At 73.4% G+C, this 16835-nt stretch carries 13 protein-coding genes and 2 tRNA genes; 13 read left to right on the top strand and 2 right to left on the bottom strand.

Features of this window, described 5'->3' with window-relative positions; translation table 11 throughout:
- Positions 1-22 precede the first annotated feature (22 nt).
- The 10 genes from ACZ61C_RS12015 to ACZ61C_RS11970 all read left to right on the top strand — a co-directional run bounded on the left by ACZ61C_RS12015 (position 23) and on the right by ACZ61C_RS11970 (position 13290).
- Entirely contained in the window at positions 23-913 is an 891-nt protein-coding gene (locus ACZ61C_RS12015; protein ID WP_465305733.1) for a GNAT family N-acetyltransferase, read from the top strand.
- Positions 910-2016 (top strand): o-succinylbenzoate synthase, encoded by a 1107-nt coding sequence (gene menC / locus ACZ61C_RS12010; RefSeq protein WP_465305731.1) that lies wholly within the window; start codon positions 910-912, stop codon positions 2014-2016. Before ACZ61C_RS12015 ends, menC begins: the two co-directional genes overlap by 4 nt.
- Positions 2013-2165: a hypothetical protein gene (locus tag ACZ61C_RS12005; RefSeq protein WP_465305729.1), complete on the top strand. Its 153-nt coding sequence runs from the start codon at positions 2013-2015 to the stop codon at positions 2163-2165. Before menC ends, ACZ61C_RS12005 begins: the two co-directional genes overlap by 4 nt.
- Positions 2166-2284: 119 nt before the next feature.
- Positions 2285-3670, top strand: coding sequence for a serine hydrolase domain-containing protein (locus ACZ61C_RS12000; RefSeq protein ID WP_465305727.1), 1386 nt, complete (start codon positions 2285-2287; stop codon positions 3668-3670).
- Positions 3667-4557 (top strand): serine hydrolase, encoded by an 891-nt coding sequence (locus ACZ61C_RS11995; protein WP_465305725.1) that lies wholly within the window; start codon positions 3667-3669, stop codon positions 4555-4557. Before ACZ61C_RS12000 ends, ACZ61C_RS11995 begins: the two co-directional genes overlap by 4 nt.
- Entirely contained in the window at positions 4554-6143 is a 1590-nt protein-coding gene (locus ACZ61C_RS11990; RefSeq protein ID WP_465305723.1) for an ABC transporter substrate-binding protein, read from the top strand. Before ACZ61C_RS11995 ends, ACZ61C_RS11990 begins: the two co-directional genes overlap by 4 nt.
- A complete protein-coding gene (locus tag ACZ61C_RS11985) occupies positions 6140-7120 on the top strand; it encodes an ABC transporter permease (RefSeq protein WP_465305721.1) in 981 nt (326 codons plus the stop codon). Before ACZ61C_RS11990 ends, ACZ61C_RS11985 begins: the two co-directional genes overlap by 4 nt.
- A gap of 1 nt (position 7121) precedes the next feature.
- Positions 7122-9005 (top strand): dipeptide/oligopeptide/nickel ABC transporter permease/ATP-binding protein, encoded by a 1884-nt coding sequence (locus tag ACZ61C_RS11980; protein WP_465305719.1) that lies wholly within the window; start codon positions 7122-7124, stop codon positions 9003-9005.
- On the top strand, positions 9002-9922 hold the full coding sequence (locus tag ACZ61C_RS11975; protein WP_465305717.1) for an ABC transporter ATP-binding protein: 921 nt from the start codon (positions 9002-9004) through the stop codon (positions 9920-9922). Before ACZ61C_RS11980 ends, ACZ61C_RS11975 begins: the two co-directional genes overlap by 4 nt.
- Positions 9923-9948: 26 nt before the next feature.
- Positions 9949-13290: a serine hydrolase gene (locus ACZ61C_RS11970; protein ID WP_465305715.1), complete on the top strand. Its 3342-nt coding sequence runs from the start codon at positions 9949-9951 to the stop codon at positions 13288-13290.
- Here the strand turns inward: ACZ61C_RS11970 and ACZ61C_RS11965 are convergent.
- A complete protein-coding gene (locus tag ACZ61C_RS11965; protein WP_465305713.1) occupies positions 13280-14191 on the bottom strand; it encodes a quinone oxidoreductase family protein in 912 nt (303 codons plus the stop codon). The two genes, ACZ61C_RS11970 and ACZ61C_RS11965, sit on opposite strands and share 11 nt — an antisense overlap.
- A gap of 72 nt (positions 14192-14263) precedes the next feature.
- Here ACZ61C_RS11965 and ACZ61C_RS11960 point away from each other — a divergent pair, with 72 nt between their 5' ends.
- Entirely contained in the window at positions 14264-14671 is a 408-nt protein-coding gene (locus ACZ61C_RS11960) for a MarR family winged helix-turn-helix transcriptional regulator (protein WP_465305711.1), read from the top strand.
- 238 nt (positions 14672-14909) lie between these two features.
- Here the strand turns inward: ACZ61C_RS11960 and ACZ61C_RS11955 are convergent, their stop codons facing one another.
- Complete coding sequence (locus tag ACZ61C_RS11955) at positions 14910-16355, bottom strand: DHA2 family efflux MFS transporter permease subunit (protein ID WP_465305709.1); 1446 nt, start codon at positions 16353-16355, stop codon at positions 14910-14912.
- A 187-nt stretch (positions 16356-16542) separates the two neighbouring features.
- On the opposite strand from ACZ61C_RS11955, the gene ACZ61C_RS11950 reads away from it, so the two are divergent.
- Together ACZ61C_RS11950 and ACZ61C_RS11945 are read left to right on the top strand one after the other, a co-directional pair.
- Positions 16543-16617 (top strand) — tRNA-Val (locus ACZ61C_RS11950).
- A gap of 38 nt (positions 16618-16655) precedes the next feature.
- Positions 16656-16727 (top strand) — tRNA-Val (locus ACZ61C_RS11945).
- The last annotated feature ends 108 nt before the right edge of the window (positions 16728-16835 follow it).

The following is a 16835-nucleotide window of genomic DNA, read 5'->3' as shown; positions in this document are numbered from 1 at the left end:
CCGGCCCGGCAGTCCGGAAAGGATGGTGGGCGTGACAGACGTCGTGACGAACACAGCCCCGCTCCTGCGGGACGAGGCGGCCGCCGCGGCGGCCACCGCCGCCACGGCCTCGGGGGTCCAGGTCCGGACCCTGGCCGAGGTCGCCGACCTGACCGCCGTGACCCGGCTCTTCGAGTCGATCTGGCGCCCTGCGCCGGGAAACCAGCCCGTGACGTCCGAACTGCTGCGGGCCATGGTCTCGGCCGGCAACTACGTCTCCGGCGCGTTCGACGGGCCCGAACTGCTCGGCGCGTGCTTCGGGTTCTTCGGCGGGCCGGCCAAGGGAGGACTGCACAGCCACATCGCCGGGGTCGCGACGGCCGGGCACGGCCGCGGCATCGGCTTCGCGCTCAAGCTGCACCAGCGCGCGTGGGCGCTGCACCAGGACGTCCCGGTCATCTCGTGGACCTTCGACCCGCTGGTGCGGCGCAACGCCCACTTCAACCTGACCAAGCTCGCCGCGCGGCCCGAGCACTACCTGCCCGACTTCTACGGCCCCATGCACGACGGCATCAACGGCGCGGGCGACACCGACCGGCTGATGGCCGTCTGGGACCTGGCCAGCCCGCCGGTGCGGGCGGCCGCGCGAGCCGAGCCGGTCCGGCTCGATGCCGGGACGCTGAAGAACCAGGGGGCCGCGGTCGCGCTCGCGGCGGGCCCCGACGGCGGCCCGGTCGCCGGTCCCGCCGACGCGCCGGTCGTGCTCGTCGCCGTGCCGCCGGACATCGAAGCGCTGCGGCGGGCCGACCCGGAGCGCGGCCGCGCGTGGCGGGTGGCGCTGCGGGAGGTGCTGGGCGGCCTGATGGCCGGCGGCGCCGGGGTAACCGGGTTCGACCGGGCCGGCTGGTACGTGGTCACGAGGGAGGCGTCGTGAAACTCACCGGTGTCGAGGTCCGCCGGGTGCGGATGCCGCTCGTGGCGCCGTTCCGGACGTCGTTCGGCACACAGGCCGAGCGTGAGCTGCTGCTCCTGCGTGCGGTGACCTCCGAAGGCGAAGGCTGGGGCGAGTGCGGCGCGATGGTCGACCCGCTGTACTCCTCGGAGTACGTCGACGGTGTCGAGCACGTGCTGCGGACCTTCCTCGTCCCCGCCCTGCTGGCGGCCGGCGACCTCACCGCGAACAAGGTCGCGCCGCTGCTCGCGAAGTTCAAGGGCCACCGGATGGCGAAGGCCGCTCTCGAGATGGCGGTGCTCGACGCCGAGCTGCGGGCGCACGGCGTCTCCTTCGCCACCGCGCTCGGATCCACAAAGGACTCCGTGCCGTGCGGGGTGTCGGTCGGCATCATGGACACGATCCCGAAGCTGCTCGACGTCGTCGGCGGCTACCTCGACGCCGGGTACGTCCGGATCAAGCTGAAGATCGAACCCGGCTGGGACGTCGAGCCGGTGCGCGCCGTCCGCCAGCGCTTCGGCGACGACATCCTGCTGCAGGTCGACGCGAACACCGCGTACACGCTGTCGGACGTGCCGCAGCTGCAGCGGCTCGACCCCTTCGAGCTGCTGCTGATCGAGCAGCCACTCGAGGAGGAGGACGTGCTCGGCCACGCCGAGCTGGCCAAGCACATCCGGACGCCGATCTGCCTGGACGAGTCCATCGTCTCGGCCCGCTCGGCCGCCGACGCGATCAAGCTCGGCGCCTGCCGGATCGTCAACATCAAGCCGAGCCGGGTCGGCGGGTACCTCGAGGCGCGGCGCGTGCACGACGTCTGCGCCGCGCACGGCGTCCCGGTGTGGTGCGGCGGGATGATCGAAACCGGCCTGGGCCGCGCGGCCAACGTCGCGCTCGCCTCGCTGCCGGGCTTCACCCTGCCCGGCGACACCTCGGCGTCGGACCGGTTCTACACCGAGGACATCACACAACCGTTCGTGCTCGAAGGCGGTCGGCTGCCGGTGCCGTCCGGGCCGGGCCTCGGTGTCACCCCGATCCCGGAGCGGCTCGCTGCCGTGACCACCGCCCGGTCCTGGCTCGCGTCATGACCACAGTGGACGCGGTGACCGCCCGGGTCCGGGCGTACGCGCTCCGGGCCGCGGTGGCCGCGTCGAAGGTCAGGATCCGGCTCGCGGTCGGGGGTGCGGCGGTGCGCGCCGCGCCGTCGCTGCGGTTCCGTTCGCGCCGCCGGCGGTGATTCGTCCGCCGGGATGAAAGTTTCCCCGGGTCTCGTCGGTTTCGACGAATCGGCGGCCCCGGTCCGCGTCCTAGCATCCCGGCATCGCCGGTTCCCCCATCGTCGGACGAGAGGCAACCATGTCGAAGCTCACCGAACTCGCCGCCTGGCTCGAACGCCGGCTCCCCGCCCTGCTGGCCGAGCACCAGGTGCCCGGCGCGTCCGTCGCCGTCTACGCCGGCGGCGAGGTCATCGACCACGCGGCCGGCGTGCTCAACAAGGGCACCGGCGTCGAGGCCGACGTGGACTCGCTCTTCCAGATCGGCTCCATCACGAAGGTCTGGACGACGACGCTGGCGATGCAGCTCGTCGACGAAGGCGCGCTGGACCTCGACGAGCCGGTCCGCCAGTACCTGCCGGAGTTCGTCCTGGCCGACGCGGACGCCGCCGCCCGGATCATCGTGCGGCAGCTGATGTGCCACACGTCCGGCTTCGAAGGCGACATCTTCACCGACACCGGCCGCGGCGCCGACTGCGTCGAGAAGTACGTCGCCACGCTGGGCGACGTGCCCCAGCTGTTCCCGCCGGGGGAGATGTTCTCCTACAACAACGCCGCGTTCTGCGTGCTCGGCCGGGTGATCGAGGTCCTGCGCGGCAAGAGCTTCAACGACTGCCTGGCCGAGCACCTGTTCACCCCGCTCGGCCTGACGCACGCCGCGGCGAGCCCGTACGAGGCCATCCGGTTCCGCGCCGCGCTCGGGCACCTCACGCCGAAGCCCGGCGCCGAGCCCGAACCCGCCGGCATGTGGGCGCTGGCGCCGTCCAACGCCCCGGCCGGCTCGATGCTCGCGATGCGCCCGCGTGACCTCGTGACGTTCGCCGGCATGCACCTCAAGGACGGCGAAGGCCCGGACGGGACCCGCGTGCTCAGCGCGGAAAGCGCCCGCGCCATGCGGGAACGCCGGGTGGAGCTGCCCGACCTCGGCCTGATGGGCGATGCGTGGGGCCTCGGCTGGTCGCTGTTCGACTGGCCGGGCGGCGCGGTCGTCGGCCACGACGGCGGCACGATCGGCCAGTCGGCGTTCCTGCGGGTCGCGCCGGAGCACAACGTCGCCGTGGCGCTGCTGACCAACGGCGGCAGCCCGGTCGCCGTCTACACCGAAGTCGTCGGCCACCTGCTGAAGGAGCTCACCGGGATCACGCTCGCCGTGCCGCCGGTGCCGGACCCGGCCGCGCCGCGCATCGACGCCACGCGCTACGTCGGCGACTACGCGTCGTCCGTCGCGGACATCAAGGTCAGCCAGGACGACGACGGCCGGATCTGGGTCGAGCGGATCCCGAAGGGGATCTTGGCGGAGCTGGCCGGCCCGGAGAAGACCGAGCTGGTCGCCATGAACGGCGACACGCTGATCCTGGCCGAGCCGATGCAGGGCATGTACCTGCCGCACGCGTTCGTCGGCGACGACGGCGCCGGGCACGCGCTGTACCTGCACACCGGCCGGGCCGACCGGCGGGTGAGCGCATGAGCGCTGTCGAAGAAGAGATCGCCGGGGTCTTCACCGCCGCGGGCGCGCGGGGTTTCCTGCACGCTCAGGAGATCGGCGGCGGCCCGGAGGTGGCGCTCGGCGCGGACGACCCGGTCGTGCTCGCGTCGGTGTTCAAGATCGCGGTCGCCGTCGCCTACGCCCGTGAAGTCGTCGCCGGGCGGCTGGACGAAACCGAGCGGACGCGGGTCGGGAAGCGTTACCGCATCGGCGGGATCGGCACCGCGGGCTGCGCCGACGACGTCGAAATGAGCTGGCGCGACCTCGCCCTGTTCATGCTGACGATGAGCGACAACGCCGCCACCGACGTCGTGTTCCACCGCGTGGGCCAGGAAGCCGTCGACCGGGTGCTCGCGGACCTGGACCTGCGCCGCACCCGGCTGATCGGCTGCTGCGAAGACCTGTTCGCCTCGGTGCCGGCCGACCTCGGCGCCGGCGAAGACGACGATCTCGACGCCGTGTTCGCCGGTGCGACCCCCGAGCAGACGTGGAAGCTCGCGGTGCTCGACCCCGAGCGCACGTCGGCGTCCACCCCCCGGGAGACCACCACCCTGCTCGACGCCCTCTGGACCGACCGCGCGGCGGAACCCGCGGCGTGCGAACGGGTGCGGTCGATGCTGGCGCGCCAGATCTGGCCGCACCGGATCTCCGGCGGCTTCCCCTCCGACGTCACGGTCGCGGCCAAGACCGGCACCCTGCCGGCGGTCCGCAACGAAGCCGGCGTGGTGTCCTTTCCGGACGGACGCCGGTTCGCCGTCGCCGTCTTCACCCGCGCGGACTCCCTCGCCGAGCGGCAACCCGCCGTCGACGCCGCGATCGGCGAGGCCGCCCGCCTCGCCGTGGCCCACCTGCGGAAGGAATCTGAATGACCACACCACGGACCGCGGTGGTCCTGCTCGGGGTGCTCGCCCTGGGCGCGACCGCCTGCGGGGGATCGGGCGGCGCCGGCGCCGGCGACGGGACCCCGGTCGACGGCAAGACGTTCAGCCTCGCCGTCGGCTCCGACCCCGGCAGCCTCGACCCGCACATGACCGTCCTGTCGGTGGCCATCCAGACCGACCGCTTCCTCTACGACACGCTGCTGAACCTCGACGGCGACGGCAAGCTGGTCTCCGGGCTGGCCGCGAAGTGGGAGGCGTCGACGACGACGGCGTCGTTCACCCTCCGCCCGGGCCTCACCTGCGCCGACGGCAGCCCGCTGACCGCCGCCGACGTCGCGGCCAACGTGAACTTCATCGGCGACCCGGCGAACAAGTCGCCCATCGCCGGGCTGTACATCGCCCCGGGCACCAAGGCGACCGCGGACGCGGCGGCCGGCACGATCACCGTCACCAGCGGGAAGCCGGACGCGTTCCTGGCCCGCAACGTCGGCGGCGTGCCGATCGCCTGCGCCAAGGGCCTCGCGGACCGCAAGCTGCTCGCCAAGGGCGAAGCCGGCACCGGGATGTTCACCGTCACCGAGTCCGTGCCCAACGACCACTACACGTTCACCCGCCGCAAGGACTACACGTGGGGTCCCGGCGACTGGAAGGCCGAGCCGGGCCTGCCGGACAAGGTGGTCGTGCGGGTCATCCCCAACACCACGACCGCGACGAACCTGCTGCTGTCGGGCGAGCTGAGCGCGGCCGCGATCAACGGGCCGGACCGGCAGCGCCTGGAGGCGCGCAAGCTCTTCCACGGCGACTTCACCGCCCCGATGGGCGAGGTCTTCTACAACCAGGTGGCCGGGCGGCCCGGGCAGGACGAAGCCGTCCGCCGGGCGCTCACCCAGGCGCTCGACCTGCCCCAGCTCGGCAAGGTGCTGACCAGCGGCGCCGGCAAGCCGTCGCAGGGCATGATCACGAACGAGCCGAAGGTGTGCCCTGGCGACACCGTCGCCGGCAACCTGCCGGCCCACGACCCGGCCGCGGCGGCGTCCGGGCTGGACGCGGCGGGCTGGAAGGCGGGTCCGGACGGCGTGCGCGCGAAGGACGGGAAGAAGCTCTCCCTCACCGTCCTCTACGGCACGCAGCTCGGCCCGACCATGGCGCCGACCGCGGAGCTCGTCCAGCAGACGTGGAAGGCGCTCGGCGCCGACGTGACGCTCAAGGCGGTCGACAGCCCCGGCCTCAGCCAGGTGCTGTTCGGCACCGGTGAGTGGGAGGTGTCGCTGGCCCCGGTCGGGTTCTCGCTGCCGAGCCAGCTGGTGCCGTTCGTCTCGGGCCCGGCCGCGCCCGACGGCACGAACTTCGCTCACATCGGCAACCCCGGTTACGAGCAGGCGGCGCAGCAGGCGGCGTCGAAGTCCGGCGACGCGAGCTGCGCGGACTGGAGCGCGGCGGAGACCGCGCTGGTGAAGCGGGTGGACGCGGTGCCCTACTTCGACTCCGTCGTGCCGACCTACGCCAGCGGCGCGAAGTTCGAGATCAGCCAGGGCAGCGTGACGCCGTCGTCGATCCGGATGTACGCGAAATGACCACGGCGGCGGCGCCCGCCGGCCTGCGGGGCAGCCCGTGGCCGGCGTTCGCCGCGCGACGGCTCGCCCGGTTCGCCGTCTCGCTGTGGGCGCTGCTCACCGCGGCGTTCCTGATGATCCACCTCGTCCCCGGTGACCCGGTGCGGGCCGCGCTCGGCCTCACCGCGCCGGCCGAGCTGGTGGCGGCCAAGCGGGCGGCGCTCGGCTTGGACGACCCGTTGTGGGTGCAGTACGGGCACTACGTGCGCAACCTGCTCTCCGGGGACTTCGGGACGTCGATGGCGAGCGGGCAGCCGGTGGCGCAGGTGATCGGCGACCGGCTGCCGTCGACCCTGCAGCTGGCGGTCCTGGCCTTCGCGGTCGTGGTCGTCGTCGCGATCCCCGTCGGCGTCGTCTTCGCGGTGCTGACCCGCGGCGGCCGTCGCCGGGGCGCGGAGCTGGGCTTCACGTCGGTGAGCGTGTTCCTCGCCGCCGTCCCGGAGTTCCTGGTCGCGGTCGGGCTGGTGGCGCTGCTCGCCGTCGGCCTCGGCTGGTTCCCGGTGGCGGGCCGCGACGACGTGAGCGCGTACGTCCTGCCGGTGGCGGCCCTGGCGGTCGGGCCGGCGGCGGTGCTCGCGCGGATGGTCAGGGTGGAGCTGCTTTCGGTGCTGGGCGCCGACTTCGTCCGCACCGCGCGGGCGAAGCGGCTGCCCGCGCGGCTGGTGTACGTCCGGCACGCGCTGCCGAACGCGCTGACCGCGACGCTCACCCTGGGCGGGCTGATGCTGACCGGGATGGTGGCGGGCACGGTGCTCGTGGAGAACGTGTTCGCCTGGCCCGGCCTCGGCTCGACGATCGTCGCTTCGATCCTGCAGAAGGACTACCCGCTGGTGCAGGGGATCGTGCTCGTCTACGGCGTCGGCGTGCTGCTGGTGAACCTGCTGGTCGACGTCGTGCTCGGGCTGCTCGACCCGCGCTCGGCCATTCGGGAGGCGTGAGATGGCGCGACGCGGTTCGGTCTGGGTGGCGGCCGTGCGCACGCCGGTCGGCGCGTGCTCGGCGGTCCTGCTGGCGGGGGTCGTCCTGCTCGCGGTGCTGGCCCCGCTGCTGTGGGGTGACGCCGCCGCGGCGATCGACACGGACGCGATCGGCCAGGGCCCGTCCGGGGCGCACTGGTTCGGCACCGACTCCCTCGGCCGTGACCTGTTCTTCCGCACCCTGGTCGCGACCCGGCTTTCGGTCGGGCTCGCGGTGCTGGCCACGGCGATCGGTGTCGCCGCCGGCGTGCTCCTCGGGACGCTGCCTTCGGTGCTGCCGCGCTGGGCGGGCCGGCTGCTCACCGCGGCGGTCAACGTCGCGGTCGCGTTCCCGGGGCTGCTGCTGGCGCTGTTCCTCGCGGTGATCTTCGGGGTCGGCACGCACGGCGCGGTGCTGGCGATCGCGTTCGCGGTGGCGCCGGCGTTCGCCCGGCTGGTGCAGACGCTGTCCGCGTCGGTGGCCGGGCGGGACTACATCGCCGCGGCCCGGGTGTCCGGCGTCGGCCGGATCCGGCTGCTGGCCCGGCACGTGCTGCCCAACATCGGCGAGCCGCTGGTCGTCAACGCGACCATCGGGGCCGGTTCGGCGCTGCTGGCGTTCGCCGGGCTGTCGTTCCTCGGGATCGGTGTGCAGGCCCCGGACTACGACTGGGGACGGCTGCTGCGCGAGGGCCTGGACGGGATCTACCTCAACCCGGTGGCCGCGCTCGCGCCCTGCGGTGCGGTGGTGCTGGCCGGGCTGGCGTTCAACCTGGTCGGCGAGACGGTGGCCGGGGTGGTCGGCGTCCGGACGCGCGCGTCGCGGCGGGCGGCGGGACCCTTGCCGGTCCCGCGGCCCGCGGTCGCCGCCGAGGTCCCGGCCGACGCCGTGCTCGTCGTCGAGAACCTGCAGGTGGCGTTCCCGCGTCCGGACGGGTGGACGGTGCCGGTGCGCGGGGTCAGCTTCAGCGTCCGCGCCGGGGAGGCGATCGGTGTGGTCGGCGAGTCCGGCTCGGGCAAGAGCCTGACCGCGCTGGCGGTGTCGCGCCTGATCGAAGCGCCCGGTGTGGTGACCGCCGACCGGCTGGAGTTCGCCGGGACCCCGGTGGACCGGACGTCGGACCGCGAGCTCGGTACTTCTCTGGCGATGGTGTTCCAGGACCCGATGACGTCGTTCAACCCGGCCCGTCGCGTCGGCGGGCAGCTGGCCGAGGTGTCCGAACAGCACCACGGCCTCTCCCGGCGGGCGGCGTTCGCCCGGGCGGTCGACCGGCTGGCCGCGGTGCGCGTCCCGGCCGCGCGCCGCCGGGCGCGGCAGTACCCGCACGAGTTCTCCGGCGGCATGCGGCAGCGGGCGATGATCGGCATGGGCCTGATGGGGGAGCCGAAGCTGATCGTCGCCGACGAGCCGACCACCGCCCTCGACGTCACCGTGCAGCGCCAGGTGCTGCGCCTGCTGGCCCGCACCCGCGAGACCGAGGGCGCGGCGATCCTGCTCATCAGCCACGACATCGCGGTCGTTTCCCAGACGTGCGAACGGATGCTGGTGATGTACGCCGGGCGGGTCGTCGAGGACCTGCCGACCGGGAGCCCCGCGCAGCACCCGTACACACGCGCGCTGCTGGCGACCACAGTGGACCTCGCCACCGACCGCGACGAGCCGCTGGCCGTGATCCCCGGCCGCCCGCCGGAACCGGACCAGGTGCCGGACGGCTGCGCGTTCGCCGCCCGCTGCCCGCTGGCGTCGGACCGCTGCCGCGTCGAAGATCCGGTGCTGGAATCGGCCGCGGACGGCCACCGCGTCGCGTGCTGGCACCCGCAGGTGAGCGTCCTTTCCGGACAGTCGCGGGAGGAAGGTGCCGCATGAGCGCACTCGAGTTCGACGCGGTGAGCGTCCGCTACGGCAAGCTGACCGCGGTCGACGGCGTCCGCCTGACCGTCCCTTCCGGACAGGTGGTCGGCCTGGTCGGCGAGTCCGGCTCGGGCAAGTCGACGCTCGCCCGGGCCGCGGTCGGGCTCGCGCCGGTCAGCGCGGGTCAGGTGCTTCTCGACGGCGTCGACGTGCGGCGGCTGCCTCGCCGTCGTCCGCTGCAGATGGTGTTCCAGGACCCGTATTCCTCCCTGGACCCGCGGATGGCGATCGGCGAGTCGATCGCCGAGGCGATGCCCCGCGGCCCCGGGCGGAAAGCCGAGGTGGCCCGGCTGCTCGACCTGGTCCAGCTCGACCCGGACCGCGCCGCGATGCTGCCCGGGCAGCTCTCCGGCGGGCAACGCCAGCGCGTGGCGCTCGCCCGGGCGCTGGCCGGGCAGCCGAAGGTGCTGATCGCCGACGAGATCACCTCGGCGCTCGACGTTTCGGTGCAGGGCGCGGTGCTCAACCTCGTCCGGGACGTGCAGCGGCGGCTGTCGCTGTCGATGCTGTTCATCTCCCACAACCTCGCGGTGGTGCGGTACGTCAGCGACATCGTCGCCGTGATGTACCTCGGCCGGATCGTCGAAGCCGGGCCCGCCGAACAGGTGCTGACCGACCCGCAGCACCCGTACACGCGGGACTTGCTCGCCGCCGCACCCTCGGCGCATCGCACCCTGCTCGCCGACACCGACGATCCGCTCGCCGACACCGAACCCGCCGACCCGCACCACCCGCCGCCCGGCTGCCGCTACCACCCGCGGTGCCCGATCGGCCCGCTGGTGCACACCGAACGGACGCTTTGCGTCAGCACAGACCCGGCCGCCGACGCCGCCCACCGGCCGCACCACGCGGCCTGCCACTTCGCCGCGTGAGACCGTTATCCCCCAAGGAGATCCGCATGACCCGACGCCTGGGCACCGACGACCTGCACACCCTCGCGCTCCCCGAACAGCCCGCGGTTTCGCCCGACGGCGCCCGGATCGTGTACGTGCTGCGCACCGCGGACCGCGACGCCGACCAGGTCACCCGCTCGCTCTGGCAGGTGGACACCGCCGGCGGTGAGGCACGGCGGCTCACTCGCGGCACCGGCGACGTCGCGCCCGTGTGGTCGCCGGACGGCACGCGGGTCGCGTTCGTGCGGGCCCAGGACGGCCCGGCGCAGCTGTGGCTGCTGCCCGCCGACGGCGGTGAGCCCGCGCAGGTCACCACGCTCCCGCTCGGCGCGGGCACCCCGGTCTGGCGCCCGGGCGGCGCCGAGATCGCCTTCAGCGCCCCGGTCGACCTCGTCGCGGAGGAGGGCGACGACGACGCGGCCCGGGCGCGCCGCGCGGCCGCCCCGGTGGTCGCCGACCGGCTCGACTTCAAGGCCGACGGCGCCGGCCTGCTGCGGACGTTCCGCAAGCACGTCCACGTTCTCGACGTCACCACCGGCGAGGTCCGGCAGGTAACGTCGGGGGACTGGCACGCGGGCGACCCGGCGTGGTCGCCGGACGGCGCCCGGCTGGCGTTCCCGGCCGGCCCGGACGCCGACGCCGACCTGACCTTCCGGTCCGGCGCCTACGTCCTCGACCCCGGCGACACCGCTTCCGAGCCGCGGCTGGCAGGCTCCGGCGCGGGCATGTGCGGCGCGGTCTCCTGGACGGCCGACGGCGCCGCGCTGCTCGTCATCGGCCGGGCCGACACCGCGCCCGGCCACCTCGGGTTGCTGCGGGTGCCGCTCGACGGCGGGGAAACCACCAACCTCGCCGCCTCGCTCGACCGGAACGTGATGCCGGGCGGCTCGGGCTACCCGGGCGCACTGCCGCAGCTCACCGGCGACGGCTCGACCGTGCTGTTCTGCGCCCGCGACCGCGGCTGCACCCACCTCTACGCGGTCGACGTCGCGGGTGGTGAGCCCCGGCGGGTCGTCGGCGGCGCCGGGAACACCGTGGACGGGCTGACCGTCGCCGGGAACACCGCCGTGATCGTGCTGACAACGCCGTCTTCGCTCGGCGAGGTCGTGACGGTCGACCTGCCCGGGGGAGAGCTCGAGGTGCGCACCGCGCACGGCGACACCGAAATCGAGCTGTTCCCCCGCGAGGAGCGGGAGTTCACCATCTCCGACGGCACGGTGGTGCACGGCTGGCTGCTGCGCGACCCGGCCCGCACCGGCCCGCTGCCGCTGCTGCTCGACATCCACGGCGGCCCGCACAACGCGTGGAACGGCAGCGCCGACGCGGTGCACGTCTACCACCAGGAGCTCGTCACGCGCGGCTGGGCGGTGCTGCTGCTCAACCCGCGCGGCAGCGACGGCTACGGCGAAGCGTTCTACACCGCCGCCGTCGGCGCGTGGGGCTTGGCCGACGCGAAGGACTTCCTGGAGCCGCTGGACCAGCTCGTCACCGAAGGGGTGGCGGACGCGCGCCGGCTCGCCGTGTCCGGCTACAGCTACGGCGGCTTCATGACGTGCTACCTGACCAGCCGGGACGACCGGTTCGCCGCGGCGGTCGCCGGCGGGGTGGTCAGCGACGTGGTCAGCATGGCGGGCACGTCCGACAGCGGGCACTACCTCGGCGTCGCGGAGCTGGGCGGCACACCGGCTGAGCACCAGGCGCACTACGCGGCGCTTTCCCCGCTGGCCCAGGTGGAAAAGGTGCGCACGCCGACACTCGTCGTGCACGGCGCCGACGACGACCGGTGCCCGGCCGGGCAGGCCGAGCAGTGGTTCACCGCGCTGCGCGAGCAGGGGGTGCCGGCCCGGCTGGTGCGCTACCCGGGCGCGTCGCACCTGTTCATCCTCGACGGCCGGCCATCGCACCGCGTCGACTTCAACCGCCGGGTCGTCGACTGGGTCGAGCAGCACGCGGGGGAGCCGGGCCGGGCGGCCCGCGTGCCGCTCGACGCCGAGCACTGGCGGCGCCGCCTGGCCGCGCTCGCGCGCAAGCACCGCGTTCCCGGTGCGGCGCTGGGCATCCTGCGCGGGGGCGACGAGGTCGTCGCGAGCAGCGGGGTGCTGAACAAGGCCACCGGCGTCGAGGTCACCGACGACTCGGTGTTCCAGATCGGCTCGATCAGCAAGGTGTGGACGACGACCGTCGCGATGCAGCTCGTCGACGAAGGACTGCTGCGGCTGGACGCGCCGATCACCGACGTCCTGCCCGAGCTGCGGCTGGCCGACCCCGACGTCACCAGGCAGGTGACCCTGCGGCACCTGCTGACCCACACCAGCGGCATCGACGGTGACGTCTTCACCGACACCGGCCGCGGCGACGACTGCGTCGAGAAGTACGTCGCGCTGCTCGACCAGGCCGCGCAGACGCACCCGCTCGGCGCGACGCTGTCCTACTGCAACTCCGGGTTCATCCTCGTCGGCCGGGTGATCGAGAAGCTGACCGGCAAGACGTGGGACGCGGCGCTGCGCGAGCGGCTGTTCACCCCGCTCGGCCTGACCCGCACCGGCACCCTGCCGGAGGAGGCACTGCTCTTCCGCGCGGCGATGGGACACGTGGCGGCCGGGGAAGGCGAGCCGCAGCCTGCGCCGGCGTGGAGCCTCCCGCGCTCGGCGGGCCCGGCCGGGCTGATCACGGCGTCCCCGGCGGACGTGCTGGCGTTCGCCCGCCTGCACCTGACCGGCGGCCTCGGCCCGGACGGTTCCCGGGTGCTCTCCGCGGACTCGGCCCGGATGATGACCGAGGAGCAGTTCGAGATGCCGGACAAGGACACGCTCGGCGACTCGTGGGGCCTCGGCTGGATCCGCTTCGACTGGGACGGCCACCGCGTGTACGGCCACGACGGCAACACGATCGGCCAGGCGGCGTTCCTGCGGGTCCTGCCGGACCAGGACCTCGCCGTCACCCTGCTCACCAACGGCGGCAGCGGCCACGACCTGTACGAAGAGCTGTACCGCGAGATCTTCGCCGAGCTCGCGGGGGTCGCGATGCCCCGCCCGATCGAGCCCGCGGCCCAGCCGCCGTCGGTCGACGCGTCCCGCTTCTTCGGGACCTACGAGCGCGCCTCGATCCGGGTCGAGGTCTTCGCCGGCGAGTCCGGGATCCGCATGCGCCAGACGGTCACCGGCCCGATCGCGGAGCTGATGCCGGAGGCGACGACCGAGGAAGAGCTGGTCCCGGTCGGCCCCGCCCAGTTCGTGTACCGCCCGGCCGGCATGCGGGGCTGGGTGTCGGCGACGTTCTACACCCTGCCGACGGGCGAGCAGTACCTGCACACGGGCGTCCGGGCCACGCCGAAGGTCAAGGAGTGACCACGAGCCGCTGGTCGCCGGTCTCCTTCCAGGCGGTCTCGACCTCGGCCAGCGACACCGTGCGCGCGTCGACCCGGAAGCCGCCGAGCTCGGCGACGAGGTGGGCCAGCTCGGCGACGATGTCGCGGGCCGGGACCGAACCCTGGCCGCTGCCGACGAGCTGCAGCCGGGCCGCGCGCAACGCGGCCGAGGGGAGCTCGATGGCCGGCCCGGCCACCGAGCCGATCTCGACCCAGGTCAGCGGGCGGCCGCGGTCGGCGCGGTGCGTGACGATCGTGCGCAGCGCTTCGGTCGTCGGCGCTCCCCAGACGTAGTCGAGGACAACGTCGACGTCCGCGGCCTGGCCGAGGTCGTCGAAGGTGACAGCCAGGTCGGCGGGGAGCGCGGCGAGGCGTTCCGGGTCGCGGCCGGCCGCGATGACCCGGCCGGCGCCGAGGCGCTTCGCGACCTGGAGGGCGAGCCGGCCGGCGTTGCCGGTGGCGCCGAGCACGAGGACGTCCTGCCCGGCGGTGAACTCGATCCGCCGGCGCAGGGCGACCCACGCCGACATCGCGGGGTTCATGCCCGCGGCGACGAGCACCGGGTCGGCGTCTTCCGGCAGGACGACGCTGCGCCGCAGGTCGACGACGGTCCGCTCGGCCATCGCGCCCATCGTGGTGTCCGGCAGGACGAAGTACCGCAGCGTGCCGTCGGGGGCGCGACCGACACCGTCGATGCCGGGAACGAGCGGGAGCTCCCCGCGGCCGGTGTAGTGCGAGCCGTCGGCCTGGGAGCGGACCCGCGGGTGCAGGCCCGCGGCGAGGACGTCGACCACTACTTCGTCCGGGGTCCGCGGGGTCGGCTCGGGGAGGTCCCGGCAGGCCGGCGGGGTGCCGAACGCGGTCACGACAGCTGCGCGCATAGTGACTCCTTTAGTTGGTATTACCCACTACATTAGCTGGCAGTACCAACTGGTTCAAGGTAGCTTGACACCATGACCGAACCCGACGACGTCCTGGACGGCCTGGTCCAGGTGTCCTTCCGGGTGATGGCGCTGCTGAGCCAGGCGGCGGCCGCGCACGACTTCTCGCTGACGCAGCTGCGGGTGCTGGCGATCCTGCGCGACCGCACGCCGAAGATGGCGGAGCTCGCGGACTACCTCGGGCTCGACCGGTCGTCGGTGAGCGGGCTGATCGACCGCGCGGTCCGCCGCGGCCTGGTCGAGCGCCACGCGAGCCGCGACGACGGCCGCTCGGTGCGTGTCGGCCTGACGGCGGAGGGGCGCCGGCTGGCCGCCGTTGTCGCGGCCGAGGTGGCGGAGCTGATGACCCCCCTCACCGGCGACCTCAACACAGCGGAGCGTGGCCGTCTCGGCGTGTTGCTGGGCCGGCTGCTCGCATGAGCCGGGTCACGTCGGGGAACACCAGCGGGAGTGAGGCGTTGTAGAGGGTGTCGGTACGGCGGAGTCCCCGGGCCTCACCCACTGCCTTCACGGAAAACCAGTCCGGCTGGAGCCGTGTAGCGCCATTCGCCGCGAGGCGACCCCCGTACCGACCTCGAACTCCCGCTTCCGCTCGCAGGTATCCCCCCAGCCTTCGCCGAGCGGAAGCGGGACTTTTGTCCTCAGTGGACGGTGGTGCTCAGTGCTTCGGCGCGGTGGCTGCCGTGCCGGGGGAGCGGCGGATCAGCCAGGTGCCCGCGAAGGCCAGGAGCCCCACACAGCCCGCGACCACGAACGCCGCTCGCAGGCCCGAAGCGTCCGGGCTGCCCGCCGCGGCGTCCGAGCTCCTCAGCGTCGCCACGCTGACGAACATCGCCGTGCCGAGCGCGCCCGCGACCTGCTGGAGCGTTGCCAGGATCGCGCTGCCGTGGGAGTACAGGTGGTCCGGCAGCACCCCGAGCGACTCGGTGAACAGCGGCGTCATCATCAGCCCGAGCCCGGCCATCAGCAGCACGTGGATCCCGATCACCGCGATCAGCGGCGAGCCCGCCCCGAGCGTCGTGAACAGCCACAGCGCCGCCGCCACGGCCCCCGCCCCGGGAATCACCAGCGGGCGCGCGCCGACCTTGTCGAACAGCGCGCCGACCGGGCGGCCCAGCAGGCCGAGCACCAGCCCGCCCGGCAGCACCGCCAGGCCGCTGACGAACGTGCTCGTGTGCAGCACCGTCTGCAGGTACAGCGGCAGCAGGATCGCCGCCGCGCCGATCAGGCAGACGAACAGCAGCGCCGTCAGCACCAGTGCCACCACAAAACTGCGGTGCGTGAACGGCCGCAGGTCGAGCAGGGCCCGGTCACGGCGTTGCAGCCGCAGCTGCCGCCAGGTGAACACGACCAGCGCGACCACCCCGACCACGATCGACACCCACGCCGGCACCGGCGGCTGAACCCCCTGCTCACCGGTCGACGACAGCCCGTACAGCACCCCGCCGAACCCGATCGCGGACAGCAGCACCGACGGCACGTCCAGCGGCACCCGCCGTGGCTCGCTGTCCAGCTTCAGCTGCAGCGCCCCGGTCACCAGCGCCGCCACCGACAGCGGCAGCACGATCCAGAACATCCAGCGCCAGCCCAGCGACGACAGCACCGCCCCGCCGATGGTCGGCCCGATCGCGGGCGCCACCGCGATGACGATCGTGATCGTGCCCATCGTCGCGCCACGGCGCTCCGGCGGCACCAGCCGCATCACCGTCGTCATCAGCAGCGGCAGCATCACCGCCGTGCCGCACGCCTGCACGACGCGCCCGGCCATCAGCATCCCGAAGCCGGGCGCGAGCGCGCACAGCAGCGTGCCGAGGCTGAACGCCGAGAGCGAGAAGAGGAAGACCTGCCGCGGCGTGAACCGCTCGAGCAGGAACCCGGTCGTCGGGATGACCACCGCCATCGTCAGCAGGAACCCGCTGGTCAGCCACTGCACGGTCGTGGTCGGCACCCGCAGGTCGACGGTCAGGTCGCGCAACGCGACACTCAGGATCGTCTCGTTGAGGATCATCACGAACGCGGACAGCACGAGGACGCCGATGAGCAGCCCCGCTCGAGCCGGCGGGGGCCGCAGTTCGGACGGTTCGGTGGACACGGTTTCGGTCATCGAGGTGGGAGCTCTCCTGGTCGGCCGCGAAGGCGTGCTGTCTCTTGCAGTCTGCCCGTTTCGGCACCCCGGTGTCACGGCGGTTTCCCCCGTGCGGCCGGTCACACCGCAACCTGGAGGAGGGGGCCCCCTCGCGCGCGCCCGCGAACGCGTCCGATATGCTTCCGCCAGTACGAAGTTCCGCAGCGCGCGATTAGCTCAGCGGGAGAGCGCTTCCCTGACACGGAAGAGGTCACTGGTTCAATCCCAGTATCGCGCACCACGAGCCCACCCCCGGGATCTCGTGGAAGTTCGTACGACGGGCGATTAGCTCAGGGGGAGAGCGCTTCGTTCACACCGAAGAGGTCACTGGTTCGATCCCAGTATCGCCCACGAGATTCAGCGGTGAGCCCTGTTTGCGGAAGGCGCAAACAGGGCTCATCTCGTTGTGTCCTGGGGGGGGGGGAGCCCCCCCCCCCCCGCGAGGGGGGGGACGAGCTC

The organism is Amycolatopsis sp. NPDC104587 (genome assembly GCF_055583645.1).
Note: the sequence above shows the minus strand (reverse complement) of the source record. Positions and strands in the feature narration are given on the sequence as shown.

Bases quoted from the DNA above. Each gene is read 5' to 3' on its own strand.
- ACZ61C_RS12015 (WP_465305733.1), top strand. From the start codon at position 23: ATGGTGGGCGTGACAGACGTCGTGACGAACACAGCCCCGCTCCTGCGG.
- ACZ61C_RS12005 (WP_465305729.1), top strand. From the start codon at position 2,013: ATGACCACAGTGGACGCGGTGACCGCCCGGGTCCGGGCGTACGCGCTC.
- ACZ61C_RS12000 (WP_465305727.1), top strand. From the start codon at position 2,285: ATGTCGAAGCTCACCGAACTCGCCGCCTGGCTCGAACGCCGGCTCCCC.
- ACZ61C_RS11995 (WP_465305725.1), top strand. From the start codon at position 3,667: ATGAGCGCTGTCGAAGAAGAGATCGCCGGGGTCTTCACCGCCGCGGGC.
- ACZ61C_RS11990 (WP_465305723.1), top strand. From the start codon at position 4,554: ATGACCACACCACGGACCGCGGTGGTCCTGCTCGGGGTGCTCGCCCTG.
- ACZ61C_RS11985 (WP_465305721.1), top strand. From the start codon at position 6,140: ATGACCACGGCGGCGGCGCCCGCCGGCCTGCGGGGCAGCCCGTGGCCG.
- ACZ61C_RS11980 (WP_465305719.1), top strand. From the start codon at position 7,122: ATGGCGCGACGCGGTTCGGTCTGGGTGGCGGCCGTGCGCACGCCGGTC.
- ACZ61C_RS11975 (WP_465305717.1), top strand. From the start codon at position 9,002: ATGAGCGCACTCGAGTTCGACGCGGTGAGCGTCCGCTACGGCAAGCTG.
- ACZ61C_RS11970 (WP_465305715.1), top strand. From the start codon at position 9,949: ATGACCCGACGCCTGGGCACCGACGACCTGCACACCCTCGCGCTCCCC.
- ACZ61C_RS11965 (WP_465305713.1), bottom strand. From the start codon at position 14,191: ATGCGCGCAGCTGTCGTGACCGCGTTCGGCACCCCGCCGGCCTGCCGG.
- ACZ61C_RS11960 (WP_465305711.1), top strand. From the start codon at position 14,264: ATGACCGAACCCGACGACGTCCTGGACGGCCTGGTCCAGGTGTCCTTC.
- ACZ61C_RS11955 (WP_465305709.1), bottom strand. From the start codon at position 16,355: ATGACCGAAACCGTGTCCACCGAACCGTCCGAACTGCGGCCCCCGCCG.